The 15843-nt window shown below is 57.5% G+C and carries 18 protein-coding genes; 6 read left to right on the forward strand and 12 right to left on the reverse strand.

Annotated features, from left to right (window positions below; translation table 11 throughout):
• Both ACEQWH_RS11205 and ACEQWH_RS11210 read right to left on the reverse strand, forming a co-directional pair.
• A partial coding sequence (locus tag ACEQWH_RS11205; RefSeq protein WP_370230858.1) for a UxaA family hydrolase occupies positions 1–705 on the reverse strand: 705 nt, incomplete at its 3' end.
• An 11-nt stretch (positions 706–716) separates the two neighbouring features.
• Positions 717–1007 carry a UxaA family hydrolase gene (locus tag ACEQWH_RS11210; protein WP_209357547.1) on the reverse strand — a complete coding sequence of 97 codons (291 nt, stop codon included), beginning with the start codon at positions 1005–1007 and terminating at the stop codon, positions 717–719.
• A gap of 123 nt (positions 1008–1130) precedes the next feature.
• Here ACEQWH_RS11210 and ACEQWH_RS11215 point away from each other — a divergent pair, with 123 nt between their 5' ends.
• On the forward strand, positions 1131–1832 hold the full coding sequence (locus ACEQWH_RS11215) for a GntR family transcriptional regulator (protein WP_370230860.1): 702 nt from the start codon (positions 1131–1133) through the stop codon (positions 1830–1832).
• An 11-nt stretch (positions 1833–1843) separates the two neighbouring features.
• Here ACEQWH_RS11215 and ACEQWH_RS11220 read toward each other — a convergent pair whose 3' ends face one another.
• Together ACEQWH_RS11220 and ACEQWH_RS11225 are read right to left on the reverse strand one after the other, a co-directional pair.
• Positions 1844–2833, reverse strand: coding sequence for a zinc-binding dehydrogenase (locus ACEQWH_RS11220; protein ID WP_370230863.1), 990 nt, complete (start codon positions 2831–2833; stop codon positions 1844–1846).
• Entirely contained in the window at positions 2830–3591 is a 762-nt protein-coding gene (locus ACEQWH_RS11225; protein WP_370230864.1) for an SDR family NAD(P)-dependent oxidoreductase, read from the reverse strand. The genes ACEQWH_RS11220 and ACEQWH_RS11225 overlap by 4 nt, the downstream gene beginning before the upstream one ends.
• 260 nt (positions 3592–3851) lie before the next feature.
• Here ACEQWH_RS11225 and ACEQWH_RS11230 point away from each other — a divergent pair, with 260 nt between their 5' ends.
• Both ACEQWH_RS11230 and ACEQWH_RS11235 read left to right on the forward strand, forming a co-directional pair.
• The gene (locus tag ACEQWH_RS11230; protein ID WP_370230866.1) at positions 3852–4892 is read left to right on the forward strand and encodes a LacI family DNA-binding transcriptional regulator; all 1041 of its coding nucleotides are present in this window, start codon (positions 3852–3854) and stop codon (positions 4890–4892) included.
• A gap of 170 nt (positions 4893–5062) precedes the next feature.
• Positions 5063–5758, forward strand: coding sequence for a GntR family transcriptional regulator (locus ACEQWH_RS11235; RefSeq protein WP_370230868.1), 696 nt, complete (start codon positions 5063–5065; stop codon positions 5756–5758).
• Here the strand turns inward: ACEQWH_RS11235 and ACEQWH_RS11240 are convergent.
• Genes ACEQWH_RS11240 through ACEQWH_RS11270 form a run of 7 tightly spaced genes read right to left on the reverse strand, consistent with a single transcriptional unit; the run spans position 5738 to position 11593 of the window.
• Positions 5738–6607, reverse strand: a complete 870-nt coding sequence (locus ACEQWH_RS11240; RefSeq protein ID WP_370230871.1) for a dioxygenase — start codon at positions 6605–6607, stop codon at positions 5738–5740. The genes ACEQWH_RS11235 and ACEQWH_RS11240 overlap by 21 nt on opposite strands.
• 18 nt (positions 6608–6625) lie before the next feature.
• Complete coding sequence (locus tag ACEQWH_RS11245; protein WP_370230873.1) at positions 6626–7933, reverse strand: TRAP transporter large permease; 1308 nt, start codon at positions 7931–7933, stop codon at positions 6626–6628.
• Positions 7930–8445: a TRAP transporter small permease gene (locus ACEQWH_RS11250; protein WP_370230876.1), complete on the reverse strand. Its 516-nt coding sequence runs from the start codon at positions 8443–8445 to the stop codon at positions 7930–7932. The genes ACEQWH_RS11245 and ACEQWH_RS11250 overlap by 4 nt, the downstream gene beginning before the upstream one ends.
• A gap of 17 nt (positions 8446–8462) precedes the next feature.
• Complete coding sequence (locus ACEQWH_RS11255) at positions 8463–9545, reverse strand: C4-dicarboxylate TRAP transporter substrate-binding protein (protein ID WP_370230878.1); 1083 nt, start codon at positions 9543–9545, stop codon at positions 8463–8465.
• A gap of 36 nt (positions 9546–9581) precedes the next feature.
• Positions 9582–10013, reverse strand: a complete 432-nt coding sequence (locus ACEQWH_RS11260; RefSeq protein ID WP_370230881.1) for an OsmC family protein — start codon at positions 10011–10013, stop codon at positions 9582–9584.
• A 26-nt stretch (positions 10014–10039) separates the two neighbouring features.
• A complete protein-coding gene (locus tag ACEQWH_RS11265; RefSeq protein WP_370230883.1) occupies positions 10040–10702 on the reverse strand; it encodes a malonic semialdehyde reductase in 663 nt (220 codons plus the stop codon).
• The gene (locus ACEQWH_RS11270) at positions 10703–11593 is read right to left on the reverse strand and encodes a fumarylacetoacetate hydrolase family protein (protein WP_370230885.1); all 891 of its coding nucleotides are present in this window, start codon (positions 11591–11593) and stop codon (positions 10703–10705) included.
• A gap of 90 nt (positions 11594–11683) precedes the next feature.
• Between ACEQWH_RS11270 and ACEQWH_RS11275 the strand changes: the two genes are divergently transcribed.
• Genes ACEQWH_RS11275 through ACEQWH_RS11285 form a run of 3 tightly spaced genes read left to right on the forward strand, consistent with a single transcriptional unit; the run spans position 11684 to position 14821 of the window.
• The gene (locus ACEQWH_RS11275) at positions 11684–12070 is read left to right on the forward strand and encodes a YciI family protein (protein WP_370230888.1); all 387 of its coding nucleotides are present in this window, start codon (positions 11684–11686) and stop codon (positions 12068–12070) included.
• 7 nt (positions 12071–12077) lie between these two features.
• A complete protein-coding gene (locus ACEQWH_RS11280; protein WP_370230890.1) occupies positions 12078–13331 on the forward strand; it encodes a malonyl-CoA decarboxylase in 1254 nt (417 codons plus the stop codon).
• Positions 13328–14821, forward strand: coding sequence for a malonyl-CoA synthase (locus tag ACEQWH_RS11285; RefSeq protein WP_370230892.1), 1494 nt, complete (start codon positions 13328–13330; stop codon positions 14819–14821). Before ACEQWH_RS11280 ends, ACEQWH_RS11285 begins: the two co-directional genes overlap by 4 nt.
• On the opposite strand, the gene ACEQWH_RS11290 is transcribed toward ACEQWH_RS11285, so the two are convergent.
• A partial coding sequence (locus tag ACEQWH_RS11290; RefSeq protein WP_370230895.1) for an FAD-binding dehydrogenase occupies positions 14818–15843 on the reverse strand: 1026 nt, incomplete at its 5' end. The genes ACEQWH_RS11285 and ACEQWH_RS11290 overlap by 4 nt on opposite strands.

Raw genomic sequence — 15843 nt, forward strand, 5'->3', positions numbered from 1 at the left:
GCTGTCTGACAAATCGTCGGTCTGGTGCGCAAAGATCACGTCGTCCTGATAGGCTTTCCACATCTTGTACCAACGCTCGCCAACCTCTTCGTTGATCGCGCGTTTCTGACAGATATGCTCGGCGCCGGTGATCTCGGAGGTCTCACCAAAGAAGCCATAGATGCCTTCGGGCAGCAGCTTGTCGTACATGTTGCCGACGGTCGGGCAGGAGCCGAGACCTGTGGTCGTGTCGCTTTCACCGCATTTGGTGGAAACCCAGAGTTCGGAGATCGAGCATTCCTCACGTTGCAATTCGGTCGCCCAGTGGACGTATTCCTTGGCGGCCCAGCTTGCGGCGCGGATGGTTTCGAAATCGCCCTTTTGTTCGATCGAGAACTCCGACACAGGCTTGCCGGTGGCGCGGATGCCGTCGGCGATGCGCTTGGTCCAGCCCGGTTCGATGCCGATGACCACAACAGCCGCGACATTCGGGTTCGCGCCGGTGCCGATCATGGTGCGGAAATGCAATTCTAGGTCTTCGCCAAACTGCAGACGCCCATAGGCGTGGGGCAGGGCCATCGTGCCTTTGACGTTATTGGCAACCGCCTCACAAGCGGCGTTCGAGATATCGTCCACAGGCAGGATGATGACGTGGTTGCGCACGCCGACACGTCCGTTTTCGCGACGGTAGCCTTTGACGGTCAGGTTTGAATACTTAGAAGCCATGACGTGTCTCCTTACCAGCGCTTGGTTTTGCAGTTGTGGGTGTGAACGTGATCGCCCTTGGCGATATCCGCGATAATTTTGCCGATATCCTCACCGTACTTGATGGCGGTGTCGCCCTCTTTGAAATCCTTCAAAGCGATCTTGTGACCGATCGGCACGTCCATGCCAGAGGTCAGGCGAAATGTGGAATTGTCGTGGGTCACACAGACCAACATGTCGGTGCCGGCAGTCAGTCCTTCGACGACCACAACGCCTACGTTGTCATCGTGCTCGTGAACCAAAAGATGTGGAATTTCAGCCATGGGGTGCTCCGATTCTAGAAATAAGACTTGGGCAAAATGTATATTTACTCTTATATAAGAGTCAATGTGCATTATTGCAGAGCTTGGGCCGCTCGTGATAGCCGGAGCAAAACGGAGGGCAGTGTGTCAGAACCGCTTTACATGAAGGTCTTTAACACGGTCGTGCAGCGTATCGTGGAAGGCAGCTATGTGCCGGGATCCATGCTGCCTAGCGAATTTGATCTGGCTGGTGAGCTTCAGGTCAGCCAAGGCACCGCGCGCAAGGCCTTTATGGAACTTGAACAGAAAGGCATCGTGCAACGTCGCCAAGGCAAAGGCACGTTTGTAACGCTGCGCACGCCAGAGAACTCTTTGTTCCATTTCTTTCGGCTGCGTGACCGCGACGGGCATCAAGTTGCACCCGAGCTGAAAACCGAGTCGATCACGTTGAGAGGCGCGCTGAAAGACGAGAAGGCCTTGTTGCATGGAGGCCCTGAAAAAGTGTATGAAATCAATCGTGTAAGATCGTTTCAGGGCACGCCGCTATGCCACGAACGCAGCATCGTTCCGGCAAGTCTTTTCCCCGGTCTAAAGGATCGCGGCGACCTGCCCAACGCCTTGTATGTCCTATTTCAACACGCTTATTCCTGCATCATCATTTCGGCGCAGGAGCATCTGACAGCAGAGGTGCTTTCAGACAATCTGGCCGAGGCGCTTGCGCAGCCAGAGGGCACGCCCGCAATCGTCGCCAGACGGCAGGCGCGGGACTTGCAGGACCGCGTTGTCGAGCTGCGGACCAGTCACTATTTGACGCAGGCCACCTCGTATTTCGTAGACCTGAACTAGCGCCGTCGCGATCAGGGTTTCAGGATGATCTTGGGCGCGGCAACTTTGCCGGCGCGGATGTCTGCAAACGCGCGCGCGCCGTCAGACAGGGGTCGTGTTTCCACCCAATCCAAAGGCCCCAAGCGCCCGTCAAACATCGCCTGCGCGCAATCGCGGAAATCCTGAGACGTATAGGTGTAGGTTCCGACAAAGGTGATCTCTTGCAGGGTGGCACGGCGAATATCCAGCCCCCCCTCGCCACTGCCAAGACCGATGTGCACGATTATGCCGCCGGGTCTTACTTTGGCCGAGGCCAGCGCGCGGGTGGGCGCAAATCCAACACCATCCACAACCACGTCAAACGCATGCGCTTCAAGCAGATTGTCCTCGGTCACAACGGTCTGCCCGCAGGAGTCGATCAGATAGCGGCGGCGCAGGTCGTTTGGCTCGACAATCACAACATCATCGATGCCCTGCGCCTTGAGACTGAGGGCGGCCCCCAACCCGATCGCGCCGCCTCCGATCACCATGGCCTGCACATTTTGGCCCGCACCCGCGGGATGGCTGCGGGCGATGCGGGCGGCGTGCCACCCGCAGGCAATCGGCTCTGCCAATGCCGCCTGATCCGCGGAAACATGATCGGGGACGTCGACCAGATTGCCTTTCGGGATCACAATCTGTTCTGCAAACCCACCTTCGCGGGGCGGCATCGAGATGATCTGACGATGGGGGCAAAGATTGTCCTGACCTGCCAGACACGCGCGGCAGTTGCCGCAGCTGACCAAGGGATTGACCGTAACACGCTGGTCTTTGCCGTTGGCGTCGATCACGGTTCCCGCAACTTCGTGCCCCAAGATCAAGGGCGCAGGGCGGCGGTCGTCGTGCCCCAAGAACGCATGCATGTCCGATCCGCAGATCCCAACGCTTTCAACGGCCACACGCAGCTCGCCCTGTGCGGGGGTTGGGTCGGCGAAGTCTTGAAATTCCAGGTGTTCCGGGCCGGTGTAAACAAGTGCTTTCATTTGGCGGTGAACCCTCCGTCTAACATCATGATCTGCCCCGTCACATAGCGTGAGGCATCCGAACACAGAAACAGCAGCGGACCGTCCAAGTCGGTGTCCTCTCCGTTGCGCCCGATACAGGTTTGCGCCGCATTACGCGCGGCACGGTCGGCGTCCTCAAACACTGCGGCAGTCAACTCGGTATGAAAGAAGCCGGGCGCGATTGCGTTGGCGGTTATGCCGCTTTTCGACCAGGCTTCGGCCATTGCGCGGGTCATTTGGGCGACGCCGCCCTTGGTTGCCCCATAGGCGATCCCGCCGGGAAAGGCGCGGAAGGATTGAAGTGAGGCGAAATTTACAATGCGGCCCCAGTTCTTGTCCTGCATGGCCGGAGCCAGTTTCTGACTGAGGAAGAACGGCGCCGTCAGATTGATGGCGACAGTTGCGTCCCAGCCCTCTGCCGTTACGTCGTCCGCCGGCTGTCGCGTATTGAGGCCCGCTGCATGAATGACAATGTCGGGCGCACCAAATGGTGCCGAGATCTGAGCGACCAAATCGTCAAGCCCATCGCGGTCGGCAACATCGCCAGAAACCGCTGCACAGTCCCCTTGAGTGTCAGAACACCATCGTTCTAGGGCGTCTGCGCGACGTGCCACGCCGATGACCTTGGCCCCAGCCTGCGCGAGCACCGTCGCGGCGCGCTGTCCTAGACCCGAGCTTGCGCCCGTCACACATGCCACGCGGCCTTCCACGGAAAAGAGATCGGTCGTCTGTGTCATCCTAGCCCTCGGTCGTTTCACGTTTGTCTGGGTGTTCGTGCAGCGCGATTTCAACGGAATGGCCGCAGGGATATGCGCGGTCATCTGTCCTGATTTCGAGCAGCGGCAGCCCTGTGCATCGCGAGCTTAGGGTCATACCTTCGTCAATGCAAGCGCTTACATTTTGCCGAGGTTAAGGCGTTCTGGCATTGCTTTCTTGCCGGTCTGACAAATATGCTAGGGGCGCATTTCAAAGACTTGGACAGACAAAGACCGATCCAATGCCAAAGACTCCGCATCGCACTCCTTCGCCGTCTTCGTCTGCCACGCTGGCCGATGTGTCCAAAGTTGCGGGCGTGTCTACGGCGACGGTGTCGCGCTGTTTGAACTCGCCTTCGCAGGTGTCGCCGAGCACGCGTGAGCGGGTGATGAAAGCCGTGGATGACTTGGGATACGCGCCTAATTTCGGGGCGCAGGCGCTGGCGGCTAAACGGACGAATACCTTTGGCGCGATTGTGCCCACCATGGAAAACGCCATCTTTGCGCGGTGTCTGCAGGCGCTTCAGGAAGCTTTGGCAGAACAGGGGATCACGTTGCTTGTCGCCAGCTCGTCCTATGACCGCGATCTCGAAGAAACTCAGATCCGAAATTTGGTGGCACGCGGCGCGGATGCGCTGTTTCTGATTGGGCATGATCGCACGCCAAGCAGCTATCGTTTTTTGCAGCAACGTCAGATTCCGGTCGTTGCCGCATGGGTGTTTGAACCGCAGGAACCGCGTGTGTCCGTTGGGTTTGACAACCGAAAGGCGATGAAAATGATCGCCGCCGAGGTTCTGGCCCATGGGCACCAGCGGTTGGCCTTGATCACCGGAGAGCGTGCGGGCAATGACCGCGCGCGACAGCGTTATGAAGGGGCCATGGACGCATTGCGCGCAAAGGGTATGACCGCGGCGGATCTTCAGGTGGTGGAAACGGGGTATTCGATCACGCAAGGCGGTGCTGCATTCTCGCAGCTGATGCAGTCTGCTATGCCTCCGACTGCGGTGATGTGTGGGAATGATGTTCTGGCGGCCGGAGCGATTGGCATGGCGCGCAAACTTGGGATTTCGGTGCCGCAGGATGTGTCGATCACCGGGTTTGACGACATCGAAATCGCTGAAATCGTCACGCCTGGCTTGACCACAGTGCATGTGCCGCATCGCAAGATGGGCCGACATGCGGCTGCCGCATTGATTGCCATGCGCAACGAAGGGGATGCTGGCGAAAGCATCGAGTTGGAAACACGGCTGGTGCGCCGTGGATCACTGGGAACGGCGCCTTAGGGCGAGATCACTTCAGTCAGTCAATCAGGCTGACGGTCTATCGCCCAAACCGCAGGATGCGCAGTGCTGAAACCAACCGAAATTCCCGACCCAGTACGCCGTTTGATCACAAGTAGTTTGTTTGACACTTCCGCAAAAATAATCGATATTTTTACAGGGAGGCTCACACCATGAACGCGCTTGATATTTCCGGATCTGACGGCTCTGCCACGCAGCAGGCCTATCGGCGTTTGCGCCGTTTGATCGTCACCGGAGACTTGCGTCCCGGAGAGAAACTCAAGATCGAAGTTTTGCGCAAGCGTCTGGACACTGGCGCGTCTCCGATCCGCGAGGCGCTCAGCCTTTTGACGTCGGACAAGCTGGTGGATCGTCTGGATCAGCGCGGTTTTCGCACCGCCGAAGTCAGTGCCGAAAACTTCCAAGAGATTTTGCTATTGCGCCGCACACTCGAAGATCTTGCGTTGCGGGAAAGCGTGGCCCATGCGACGCAAGAGTGGGAAGAGAATGTGGTTCTGGCCCACCATCGAATGGTGAAGGCCAAAGGCAGCGATGATTTTGAAGAATTGCACAAGGGCTTTCACATGGCGCTGATCGCAAATGCGCCGTCGCCGATCCTTTTGCAGTTCTGCTCGCAGCTATACGATCTGAACATCCGGTATCGGTATCTGGCAGGCAGTGGCTTGAATTATCAGCTGCGCGACGTCGACGAAGAACACGAAGGTATTCTACAAGCCGCCGTCGCACGAGACGCCGATCTGGCGAGCGAACGCCTGCTCACGCACTATCAGCTGACGGGCGCCTATCTGGCGGGATTGCTGGGCGAGGGGTCGCCGCTTGGAGCGGCGCTATTTGGCGACAAGAACTAGGTCGAATGTGACTTTCAGATAGTCACCCTCGACCTTTCCAGACAGATCAAAGCCGGTGTCGGGAAAGCTGCCCGCAGGCATGGTCTGATAGCTCATCACCAGATCATCGCGCACCCCAAAGACCGTGTCTTGATCCAGATAGGGATCATCATCCGGAAAGACTTCGGTGACCAGCGGCTTAAAGCCCTCGGCTTCGGCGATGTAGTGCAGATGCGACGGACGCCAGGGGTGGCGGCCACAGGCGCGCAGAATATCCCCGACGGGACCGTCAGAGGGAACAGTGTATTCAACCGGCCGCACGGTCGTGAACGCATAGCGCCCTTCCTCCCCAACGGTTTGAAGACCATGGAACGAATAGGTGTCCTGATCTGGATCCTGACTGGAATAAAGCCCGTTGGGGGCGGTCTGCCAAATATCCAGCGTCGCGCCTGAAATCGGGTTTCCGTCGGTGTCTTTGACCGTGCCTTCAACCAACAGTACCGGCGCATCGAAATCCTTACGCATGTCGCCGCCGACATGCAGCGGAGGCGAGCCAGAAATATGGAAAGGGCCTAGAACCGACGACGACGTCCCCACGTCTGAGGAATGCAGCATGTCGACCAGCGACGAAAGGCCCAGCACGTCTGACAGCAACACGAATTCATGCCGCTCGGCATCCGAGATTTCGCCCGCGCGGTCCAGAAATGCGATGCCGGTGTTCCATTCCTCATGGGTCAGATTTACCTCACGGGCAAAGTCATGCAGGTGCTTGACCAAGCTGCCCATAACCTCGCGCAGACGCGGGTTAACGTCGTCGCCGAGGTACTGCATGAACACATCTGTAATGTTGTCTTTGGTAACGTTACGCATCGTAGTTGCTCGCTAAAGTTAGGACAGGATCGCCAAGCTCAGGGCTGGGAAGCGGATCAGAAGGATTAACACCAACAGCATGACAAAGGCAAAGGGCAGCGCGCCGAGGAAGACATCCTTCAGTTTAATACGGTCGTCATCCAGCGTCGCCTTAATCACAAAACAACTGAGACCCAGCGGCGGTGTCAAAAGGCCGATCTCGGCGGCCACAACCGCGACGATGCCAAACCAGACAAGGCTGAGGCCCATAGAGTCTATTAGGGGCAAAAACAGGGGCACGACGATTAGAATGATCGAAGCGGTGTCCAGAATTGTGCCCAAAAACAGCATCAGAACCACAAGGATCACCATGATCCAGAAAAAGTCGAAATTGACGGTCGCCAGCAAGTTCTGCAATTCATTCGGCAACCCAGCAAGACCCAGCATACGCGCATACATCGATGCGGCGGTGATCAGGAACAGGATCGCGGCGGTGATGTGACCGGTTTCGATCACGGTTTCCCAAAAGCTGCGCAGGTTGATGCGGCCGCGCACCGCTGCAATCAGAATTCCCAGAAGCGAGCCTGCGGCGCCTGCTTCGACGGCGGTTGTCCAGCCGGTATAGATCCCACCCAGCACCACGACGATCAAAAGCAGGATCGGGATGGTTTTGGCTGCAATCTCCGACCAGGGCATCAGACTTTCGGGCTCGATCTTGCTGCCGCCCACAAAGGCCGGGGTAAAGCGCCCCATGAACCAGATCGCCAGAACATAGGCCGCGGCCAGCATTAGGCCCGGCACAACGCCCGCTAGGAACATCTCGCCGACCGACTGTTCGGCCACAAAGGAATAAATGATCAGCATCGCAGAGGGCGGAATGATCATGCCCAGGACGGACGATCCCGCCACGACCCCCACAGCAAACCGAGGGTTATAGTCGTGCTTCAGCATCTCTGGCACAGACATTTTGGAAAACACCGAGGCCGACGCGATCGACGAACCTGTGACGGCTGCAAAGACGGCATTCGCGCCAACGGTTGCCATGCCGATGCCGCCTGTGATGCGGCGGCAGCCTTGGTTCATAACGGAATAGATATCCGCTCCTAGCCCGGCCTTAGAGACGATGAGCCCCATAAAGGTGAACAAAGGAATCGTGGCAAACGTATATTCCATCGCACTGTCGCCAATGGCGATTTTCAGCAGCGCGAAAGACAGCTCATAGCTGTCGCGCATGATCCAAATCGCGAGAAAGCTCACGACGCCCAGAGCGATGGGAATATAGACGCCCAGATAGATCATGAAAATGATCGCCGCGATAGAGATGAGGCCGATTTCGACTGGGCTCATGATCCGCTTTCCTGACTTGGGACGTCGTCGCCCTTGGTAAACAAAATATGCAGCGCAAAGTGCACGGTGCAGAGACAGGCGCTAAGGAAAATCACCAGCTTAACCGGCCACCACGGGGCCGTGAAAACACCGGGCACGCCAAAGTAATCGCGGGTTTCCCACATCTCTAGAAACTCGGGCCAGATCGCGATGGCGACCAGCACCATGAAGGTTGCGCTGACCAAATCGATGGCGCGGCTCAGCCAGCGTCCTGCGACGGGGCGGCGGTTGCGTAGCAAACCTAGGAAGCCGTCCGAGCGGGTCAGGCGCCCTACGCGGATCACATCGGGCAACTGAAGAAAAACAATAAGGACCATCGAAAACTGAACGACTTCGACGGCGCCTAAAAACGGGCGGTTAAAGATACCGCGCGCGATGATGTCATAGCTGACGACGGCAATCAGTCCGACTACAACAAATGTGCCAGCGGCGTTGGCCAGAATGGCCACGCCGCTTGCAATTTTATGGATCACGTCCTTCACGATCAAACCTAGTTCGTCGCGGCTTCGGCGGCCCAGTCACGTACTGGGGTAAAGCCTGCGTCGGTCAGTTTGCCCATATAGGCGTTCAGCATCTCGGTGCCTGGCTGACCCGCAGCGTCCAGGTTCGCAGCCCATTCCGCCGCGATGTTTGGCATGCTGGCCGCCCAGGCAAGGCGCTCGGCTGCGTCCATTTCGACTACAGTACCGCCCTGTTCGACATAAGCCTGACGGCTGGCTTCCGCACGATCCATCGCAATACCCGCAACATGGTCACGATAGGCGATGGCGACTTCAAGCAGCACATCTTTCACTTCGTCAGGAAGCTTTTCCCAGTAGTCTTTGTTGACGGTGATCGTCTTAGAGTTCACAGCCCCCAGATCAGCCCGCAGCATATAGGGTGCGACCTCGGCGATCTTGAAGGTCTTGGCCGCTTCTGGCCACAACATCGCGTGATCGACAAGACCGGTCTGAACCATGTTGTAGAAATCGGTCAGGCCACCGCGCACGCCGGCTGCGCCCTCAATGCCTTCGAGATACCGCAGGTTCATGCCCGCACCGGCCACCTTGCTGCCTTCAAGGTCAGACAGCGAGTTGATCGGGTTACGCGAAAAGACCTGATAGGTGTCCAGAACAACGCCCGTTGCCAGATATACCTGGTTTTGCTTGGCAAATTCCGCCTGCATCGCAGGGAATTCTTTGGCGATCTCATCCACCGCTTTGGCAACGGCACGCGCGTCTGCTGCAACAAAAGGTGTTGCTGCGGAAATCGCCTGACTTGGCAGTTTCGAGTTGTGGAAGATCGTGGTGACAATACCGATGTCGCCCAGACCCAGCTTGACGCCTTCCAGCACGCCTTTTGGCTTCACGATGGTGCCGCCATAGCTTTCTTGCCAGTCCATCGCGTAGTTGCCGGTTTTGGCAAGTCGCTTGTCGACCTCGGGAATGAAGAAGTTGGTGAATTCTTTGACCCAGAGCGCCCGCGCCGGATAGCCATCGATGACCACAGCTTTGATCGTCTCTGTTGCAAAAGCCGGTGCTGCGACAAGTGTCGCGAGGGCCAGGCCAAAGGCCGTTGATTTGAATGTCGTCATAGTTCTCCTCCCAGTACCATTACACACTTTTGTCCGTTAGCTATTCTCCCAGGTCACGGTCAGCTTTGTGCCCGCGTTCTCATAGAGTTTTGCAATTGGACAGTATTTGGCAGTCTCCTCTGCCACACGCTGAAGATCCTCAGGCGTGGCACTGCCATGCGACGTGACAGAGAGTCGAATGGCCTTAAACGGCACCTCTACTTCCTCCATCAACATGACGCCGCGACGGTCGAAATCGACCTCCATCGCGAAATCCAGATCACCGATGTCGACGCCAAGTTTGGCGGCGCATTTGTGACCAATGACGTTTGTGCAACCGATCAACGATGAAAACGCGGTTTCGGTCGGCGCGAGGCCTTCGTTGGTGCCGCCGCGTTCGACCGGCTCATCAACGACCTGAACCAGATCGCGCACATGTGCTTCACTGCGCGAGTGGCTGGTGCCACGTCCCGTCAGTTTGATCGTCATAACTGTCTTCTGCCTGATCGCCATGGCTAGATAACCTCGCAGACATCATCAAAAGAGAACCGCGGGAGTTTCTGAAACAATGCGGTTTCATCAGCATAGCCGAAATTGCAGAGGAAATTTGATTTCCATCCGTTTTCGCTGAAAAATTCCTGATCCACGATCTCGTTTGAAAATCCCGACATCGCGCCAACGTCCAGTCCAAGCGCGCGGGCGGCGATCATGAAATAGGCTCCCTGCAGCGTGGAATTGCGATAGGCTGTGTCGTGGGCATAGCCTTCGTTGCCGTCAAACAGCGGCTTTCGGTCTTCGTGCGGGAACAGAAAGTCCAGCTTGTGCCAATAAAGCGGATCCCAAGCGATGATCGCCGTGATGGGCGCGGCGCGCATCTTATCAATGTTCTTTGCTTTCAGAGACTTGGCGAGACGATCCTTGGAGGCGTCGCTTTTGACAAACACAAAGCGCGCTGGGCATGTGTTCATGCTGGTCGGGCCCTGAATCGTGATCTCGAACAGGGCGCGCAGAACGGCGTCTGGCACAGGCCGATCTGTCCATGCGTAATGCGAGCGGGCGTCGCGCAGGATCAGGTCGATCTCGCCGTCGCCCAGCCGTGTCACCCGCGCCCGCAGGTCGCGCACCGCTTGTTGGGCGGCCTGACGTGCTGTGTCCAAAGATGGGGCCGTCGCTGTCATTTATTCCGCTGCCTCGGTGCTGGTCATGGAGTCTTCGGCGACGATTGGGCTGGAACAGATGCCGATGCCTTCGATTTCAATCTCTACGGTTTCGCCGGGACGCAGCCAGCGTGGGCCGGGTTTCTTGGCGTGGCCAACACCCGGAGGTGTCCCCAAAGCAATGTGGTCGCCTTCTTCCAGCGTTTTGAACTGGGACATGATGGCGATGGTCTGGGCCACCGACCAGATCATGTTGGACGTATTGGAGGATTGCAGGATTTCCGTTCCAACGCGGCTCTCGATTTTCAGCCCTTTGCCGCCTTCGGGCAATTCGTCAGGGGTCACGACAAAGGGGCCAATTGCGCCGGTGTCGTCAAAGTTCTTGCCGGGCGTCCACTGATGGGTTTTGCGTTGATATTCGCGCACGGATCCGTCGTTGAACACCGTATAGCCAAAGACATGCTCAAGCGCGGTCTCTTCGGGAATATGGCGGCCGCCTTTGCCGATGATGATCATCATCTCGGCTTCGTAATCCAGCGTCTCAGAGCAGGATGGACGTACCATCGGCGCACCTGAGGCCATGATTGAATTCGGTGTGCGGATGAACATCGCAGGGTAGTCGGGAATGTCGTAGCCGCCTTCCTTGATGTGCTCGATATAGTTCAGGCCGAGGCACAAAATGGACGGCGGCCGCGCCATGGGCAGCGCTGGTGTCACTGCCGAGACGGGAATCGCATCCCCAGTTCCCGACTCGGCAATGTTTTTGGCTTTCGCCATGAGATCTACAGAGGCCGTGAGTGCTGCGAGGTCTCGGCCGACGGCTGGTAAAGCTTCGGTCAGATTGATGGCCTTGTCTCCGTCAACGACAAAGACGCTCTGAGTGGGTCCGACTGTTCCAACGAGAAAACGCATAGAAAACTCCCTGTTGATCGACTCACTTTTTGACGATAAAAATTCCTCAAGTCAAATAAAATCGATTTTTTATACCGACAGGAGAATGCGATGCCCCTTTGGAAAGACTATAAAGCCGAGGCCAAGGCGCGAGGCGCTCTGGCGCATGAGCTTTATGTCGTGCAGTCAATTCCCGACGGCGCGCCCGAGGATGTAAAGGCGGTGCTGCCCGAGCATCTTGCTTATCAAGCCGAACAAGAAGCCGCAGGGCGATTGTTTATGGCGGGCCCCATGTCGGATGAGACGGGCGAGCAGATGCAGGGGGTCGGTCTGATTATCTATCGGGCCGAAAGTTTGGAGCACGCGCGCGCCTTAGCCGAGGACGACCCGATGCATGCCAAGGGCGCCCGTCGATTTACCTTGCAACGCTGGTTGATAAACGAAGGCAGCCTGACGCTGTCGGTCAAACTGTCAGCCCAGAACGTCGGTCTGGACTAGCGAACCGATGGCTCGCCGCACCACACTGACGGACATGTTGCAAACGCTCTTTGAGCGGCGTGGCGGCCGAGGCAAGCTTGCGGATCGGTCGATCGAAGATCTGTCGCTGGCTTTGCTGGACGTCGAAGGCGAAGTCTCGGGCGTTGCCTTGGCGCAGGCGGTTCTGGATCGCTATGCGCAGATGTCAAATGCCGAAAAGTTGGCGTTCTTCCAGTTTTTGAACGCAGCTCTGGAAATTGATCCGACCGCATTGTCGACGGCTGTTCAAACGTTTCAAAACAGCCCGACCGTTTCCGCCTATCGCCAGATCGGACGCGCCGCAGAGCCGCGCCGCCAAGAGCTGTTGCGCAGATTGAATCAACCACCCGGTGCAACTCAGGCGCTGGTCAATATGCGGGCCGACCTGATTGCGGCGAAAGCGCAGGACCCGGATTTGGCCCGCACGGATCTGGATTTTCAGCACCTTTTGCGCAGCTGGTTCAATCGTGGCTTCCTTGTGCTGCGCCAGATCAGCTGGGATACGCCCGCGACTATTCTGGAAAAGATCGTGGAATACGAGGCCGTCCACGCCATTCAGGATTGGGACGACCTGCGGCGCAGGCTTTATCCCGAGGACCGCCGCTGTTTCGCGTTTTTTCATCCCAGCATGCCCGACGAGCCGCTGATTTTTGTCGAGGTCGCGCTGTCGCTTGGTGTGCCCAATTCGATCCAGCATGTGCTGTCTGAAAATCGCGACCAACGAAATGCGCAGGACACGAAAGTCGCCGTCTTCTATTCGATTTCCAACTGTCAGGACGGGTTGGCGGGCGTTTCGTTCGGGTCGTTGTTGATCAAACAGGTTGTCGCGGAACTGTCGCGAGAGCTGCCGCAGTTAGAGACCTTTGTGACTCTGTCGCCAATCCCAAAGCTGGCTGGCTGGCTTGCGTCAGAGGATGGCGCCACAGCTGGCGACGCGGATTGGGTGCAGTCCAGCGCTGTGCGCTATCTGCTGGATGCAAAGGATGCCAAAGGGCGTCCTTTCGATCCCGTTGCGCGGTTTCATCTGGGCAATGGCGCACAGATCTATGCGGTTCACGCCGGTGCCGACCTCAGTCCCAATGGGCTCGCGCAGTCGCATGGTGCCATGGTGAACTATCAATATGATCTCGGTCTGATCGAACAGAACCACGAGCGGTTCGTTCAGGATCAAGAGATCTGCCTGGCTCCAAAGTTCAAAAACGGGCTTGGGTCCGTCTACAAAAAGAAGCGAATTTCCGCATGAGCAACCTTCTCTATGACACCCTGATCGCGCCTCGCGCTTCGGACACATCCTGTTTCATCCGGCGGGCGGGGCAGCCGGATCTAAGTTTTCAGGGCTTTGCTCAAATGGCAGCTCGGCTCGCGCATTGTCTGGTCAACGCGGGTGTGCAGCCGGGCGACCGGGTTGTGGTGCAAGCCCCTAAAACGGTTGAGATGGTGGCGCTTTATGTCGCGACGGTTCAGACCGGGTCGGTCTTTCTGCCGCTCAACACCGCGTACAAAAAGGACGAGCTGGCTTATTTCATTTCCGATGCTGCCCCGCGTGTTGTTGTCTGTGACGGTGCACGTGCTGATGAAATAAAGGAAATCAGCGCAGGTGGCACTGTTTTGACGCTTTGCGCGGATGGGTCGGGGACGTTGATGCAGGGCGCGTTGGGCCAGCCGACCGATTTTGACCCGGTGCCGCGTGCCGAGGGTGATCTGGCGGCCTTGCTTTATACGTCGGGCACAACGGGGCGTAGCAAAGGCGCAATGCTGACCCACGGCAATTTGCTGTCCAATGCCCGCGCTCTTTGCGATCTGTGGCAGATCACAAAGGCTGATACGCTGATCCACGCTTTGCCGATCTTTCATACGCATGGCTTGTTCGTCGCGCTGAACACCTCGTTTCTGGCTGGAGTCCGGCTTGATTTTCAATCGGGCTTTGATCTGGACGCGATCTTTGACGCTATGGCCGATTCCACCATGCTGATGGGGGTGCCGACGTTCTATACGCGCCTGCTTGCGGATGCGCGACTGACGGAACATGCCACGCGCAACATGCGTTTGTTTGTGTCGGGCAGCGCGCCGCTTTTGGCGGAAACCCATGTGGCGTTCACCCAGCGCACGGGGCACCGGATTCTCGAGCGCTATGGGATGACCGAGACCAATATGATCACGTCAAATCCGTATGACGGTGATCGTCGCGCAGGTACAGTGGGTCAGCCATTGGACAAAGTGGAGCTGCGGATCCTTGACCCCGAAACCGGTGCCGACTTGCCGGCAGGCGAGGTCGGTATGATCGAAGTGCGTGGCCCGAATGTGTTTGATGGCTATTGGAACATGCCCGAGAAAACCGCCGAAGAGCTGCGCGAAAACGGGTTCTTTATCACCGGCGACCTTGGGGTCATGAGCGCCGACGGCTATCTGTCGATTGTCGGGCGATCCAAGGATCTGATCATTACGGGCGGCTATAATGTCTATCCCAAAGAGGTCGAGGATGTACTGAACGACATTCCGGGCGTGGTCGAAAGCGCGGTTTTCGGCGTCGCGGATGCGGACTTTGGCGAGGCGATCATCGCCGCTGTGGTGCCCGAGACTGATACTGAGCTAAGCCACAACCAACTTGCGACAACAGTTGCGGACAAGCTTGCGCGCTTTAAACACCCGCGACGCTACGAACTGATGTCGGCTTTGCCGCGCAATACCATGGGGAAAGTGCAAAAGAACGTGCTGCGCGACACCTATAGCTAGGCAATCGCACTGCTTCGCCCCGCGGCACGACCAGAGAAGATGCATCCGCCCAGAAATGTGCCTTCTAGCGCGTTGTAACCGTGATAGCCGCCGCCACCAAAGCCCGCGACTTCGCCAACGGCAAAGAGGCCTGGAATGACTTGGCCATCCTGACCGACCATCTGGCTGTCCAGATTTGTTTGCAGACCACCCAAAGTTTTGCGGGTGATCAGGTTCAGGCGCACGGCGATCAAGGGCCCGTTGTCCGGATCTAGGATGCGATGTGGTTTGGCGGTTCTGCTGAGCTTGTCGCCGCGATAATGGCGGGCGGCCTGAATTGCGATGACCTGCGCGTCCTTGCTGAAGGGATTGTCGACCTGTGCGTCCCTGGCCTCGATCTGCGCGCGCAGCTTGTCTTCGTCAATCAGATCCTCGCCGGTCAGAGCATTCATGCCCTTCACCAGATCAGAAAGCGTGTGGGCAACAACAAAGTCTTCACCATGTTTCTTGAACTTTTCGACAGGACCCGTGGCCTTGTCGCCCGCCAGAAAGCGTTCTTTGATCACGGCAGACCATTTTGCCGAGGTAAAATCAGGGTTTTGCTCGGAGCCCGAGAGGGCGAATTCCTTTTTGATAATTTTCTGGGTCAGCACGAACCAGCTATAGTCATGGCCGCTGTCGAGGATAGCTTTGAAAGTACCGTTGGTGTCAAAGCCAGGCAGGGCAGGGGGCGCAAATCGGTTGCCCTTGGCGTCAAACCACATTGAAGAGGGGCCGGGCAGGATGCGGATGCCATGATTAGGCCAGATCGGATCCCAGTTTTTCACGCCCTCGGTATAAAACCACAAGCGGTCCTTGTTGATAACGTGACCGCCTGCCTGCTCTGAAATGCCGATCATCCGACCGTCGACATGCGCAGGAACGCCTGACAGCATGGCCTTGGGCGCACGGCCCAGTCGCTTTGACGGCCAGACCTTGCGGATAAGCTCAAAGTTGCCCCCGATCCCGCCGGATGCCACAATGACAGAGCCTGCCTCAAGGCG

This window comes from Cognatishimia sp., from assembly GCF_964229375.1.
GTDB lineage: Bacteria > Pseudomonadota > Alphaproteobacteria > Rhodobacterales > Rhodobacteraceae > Cognatishimia.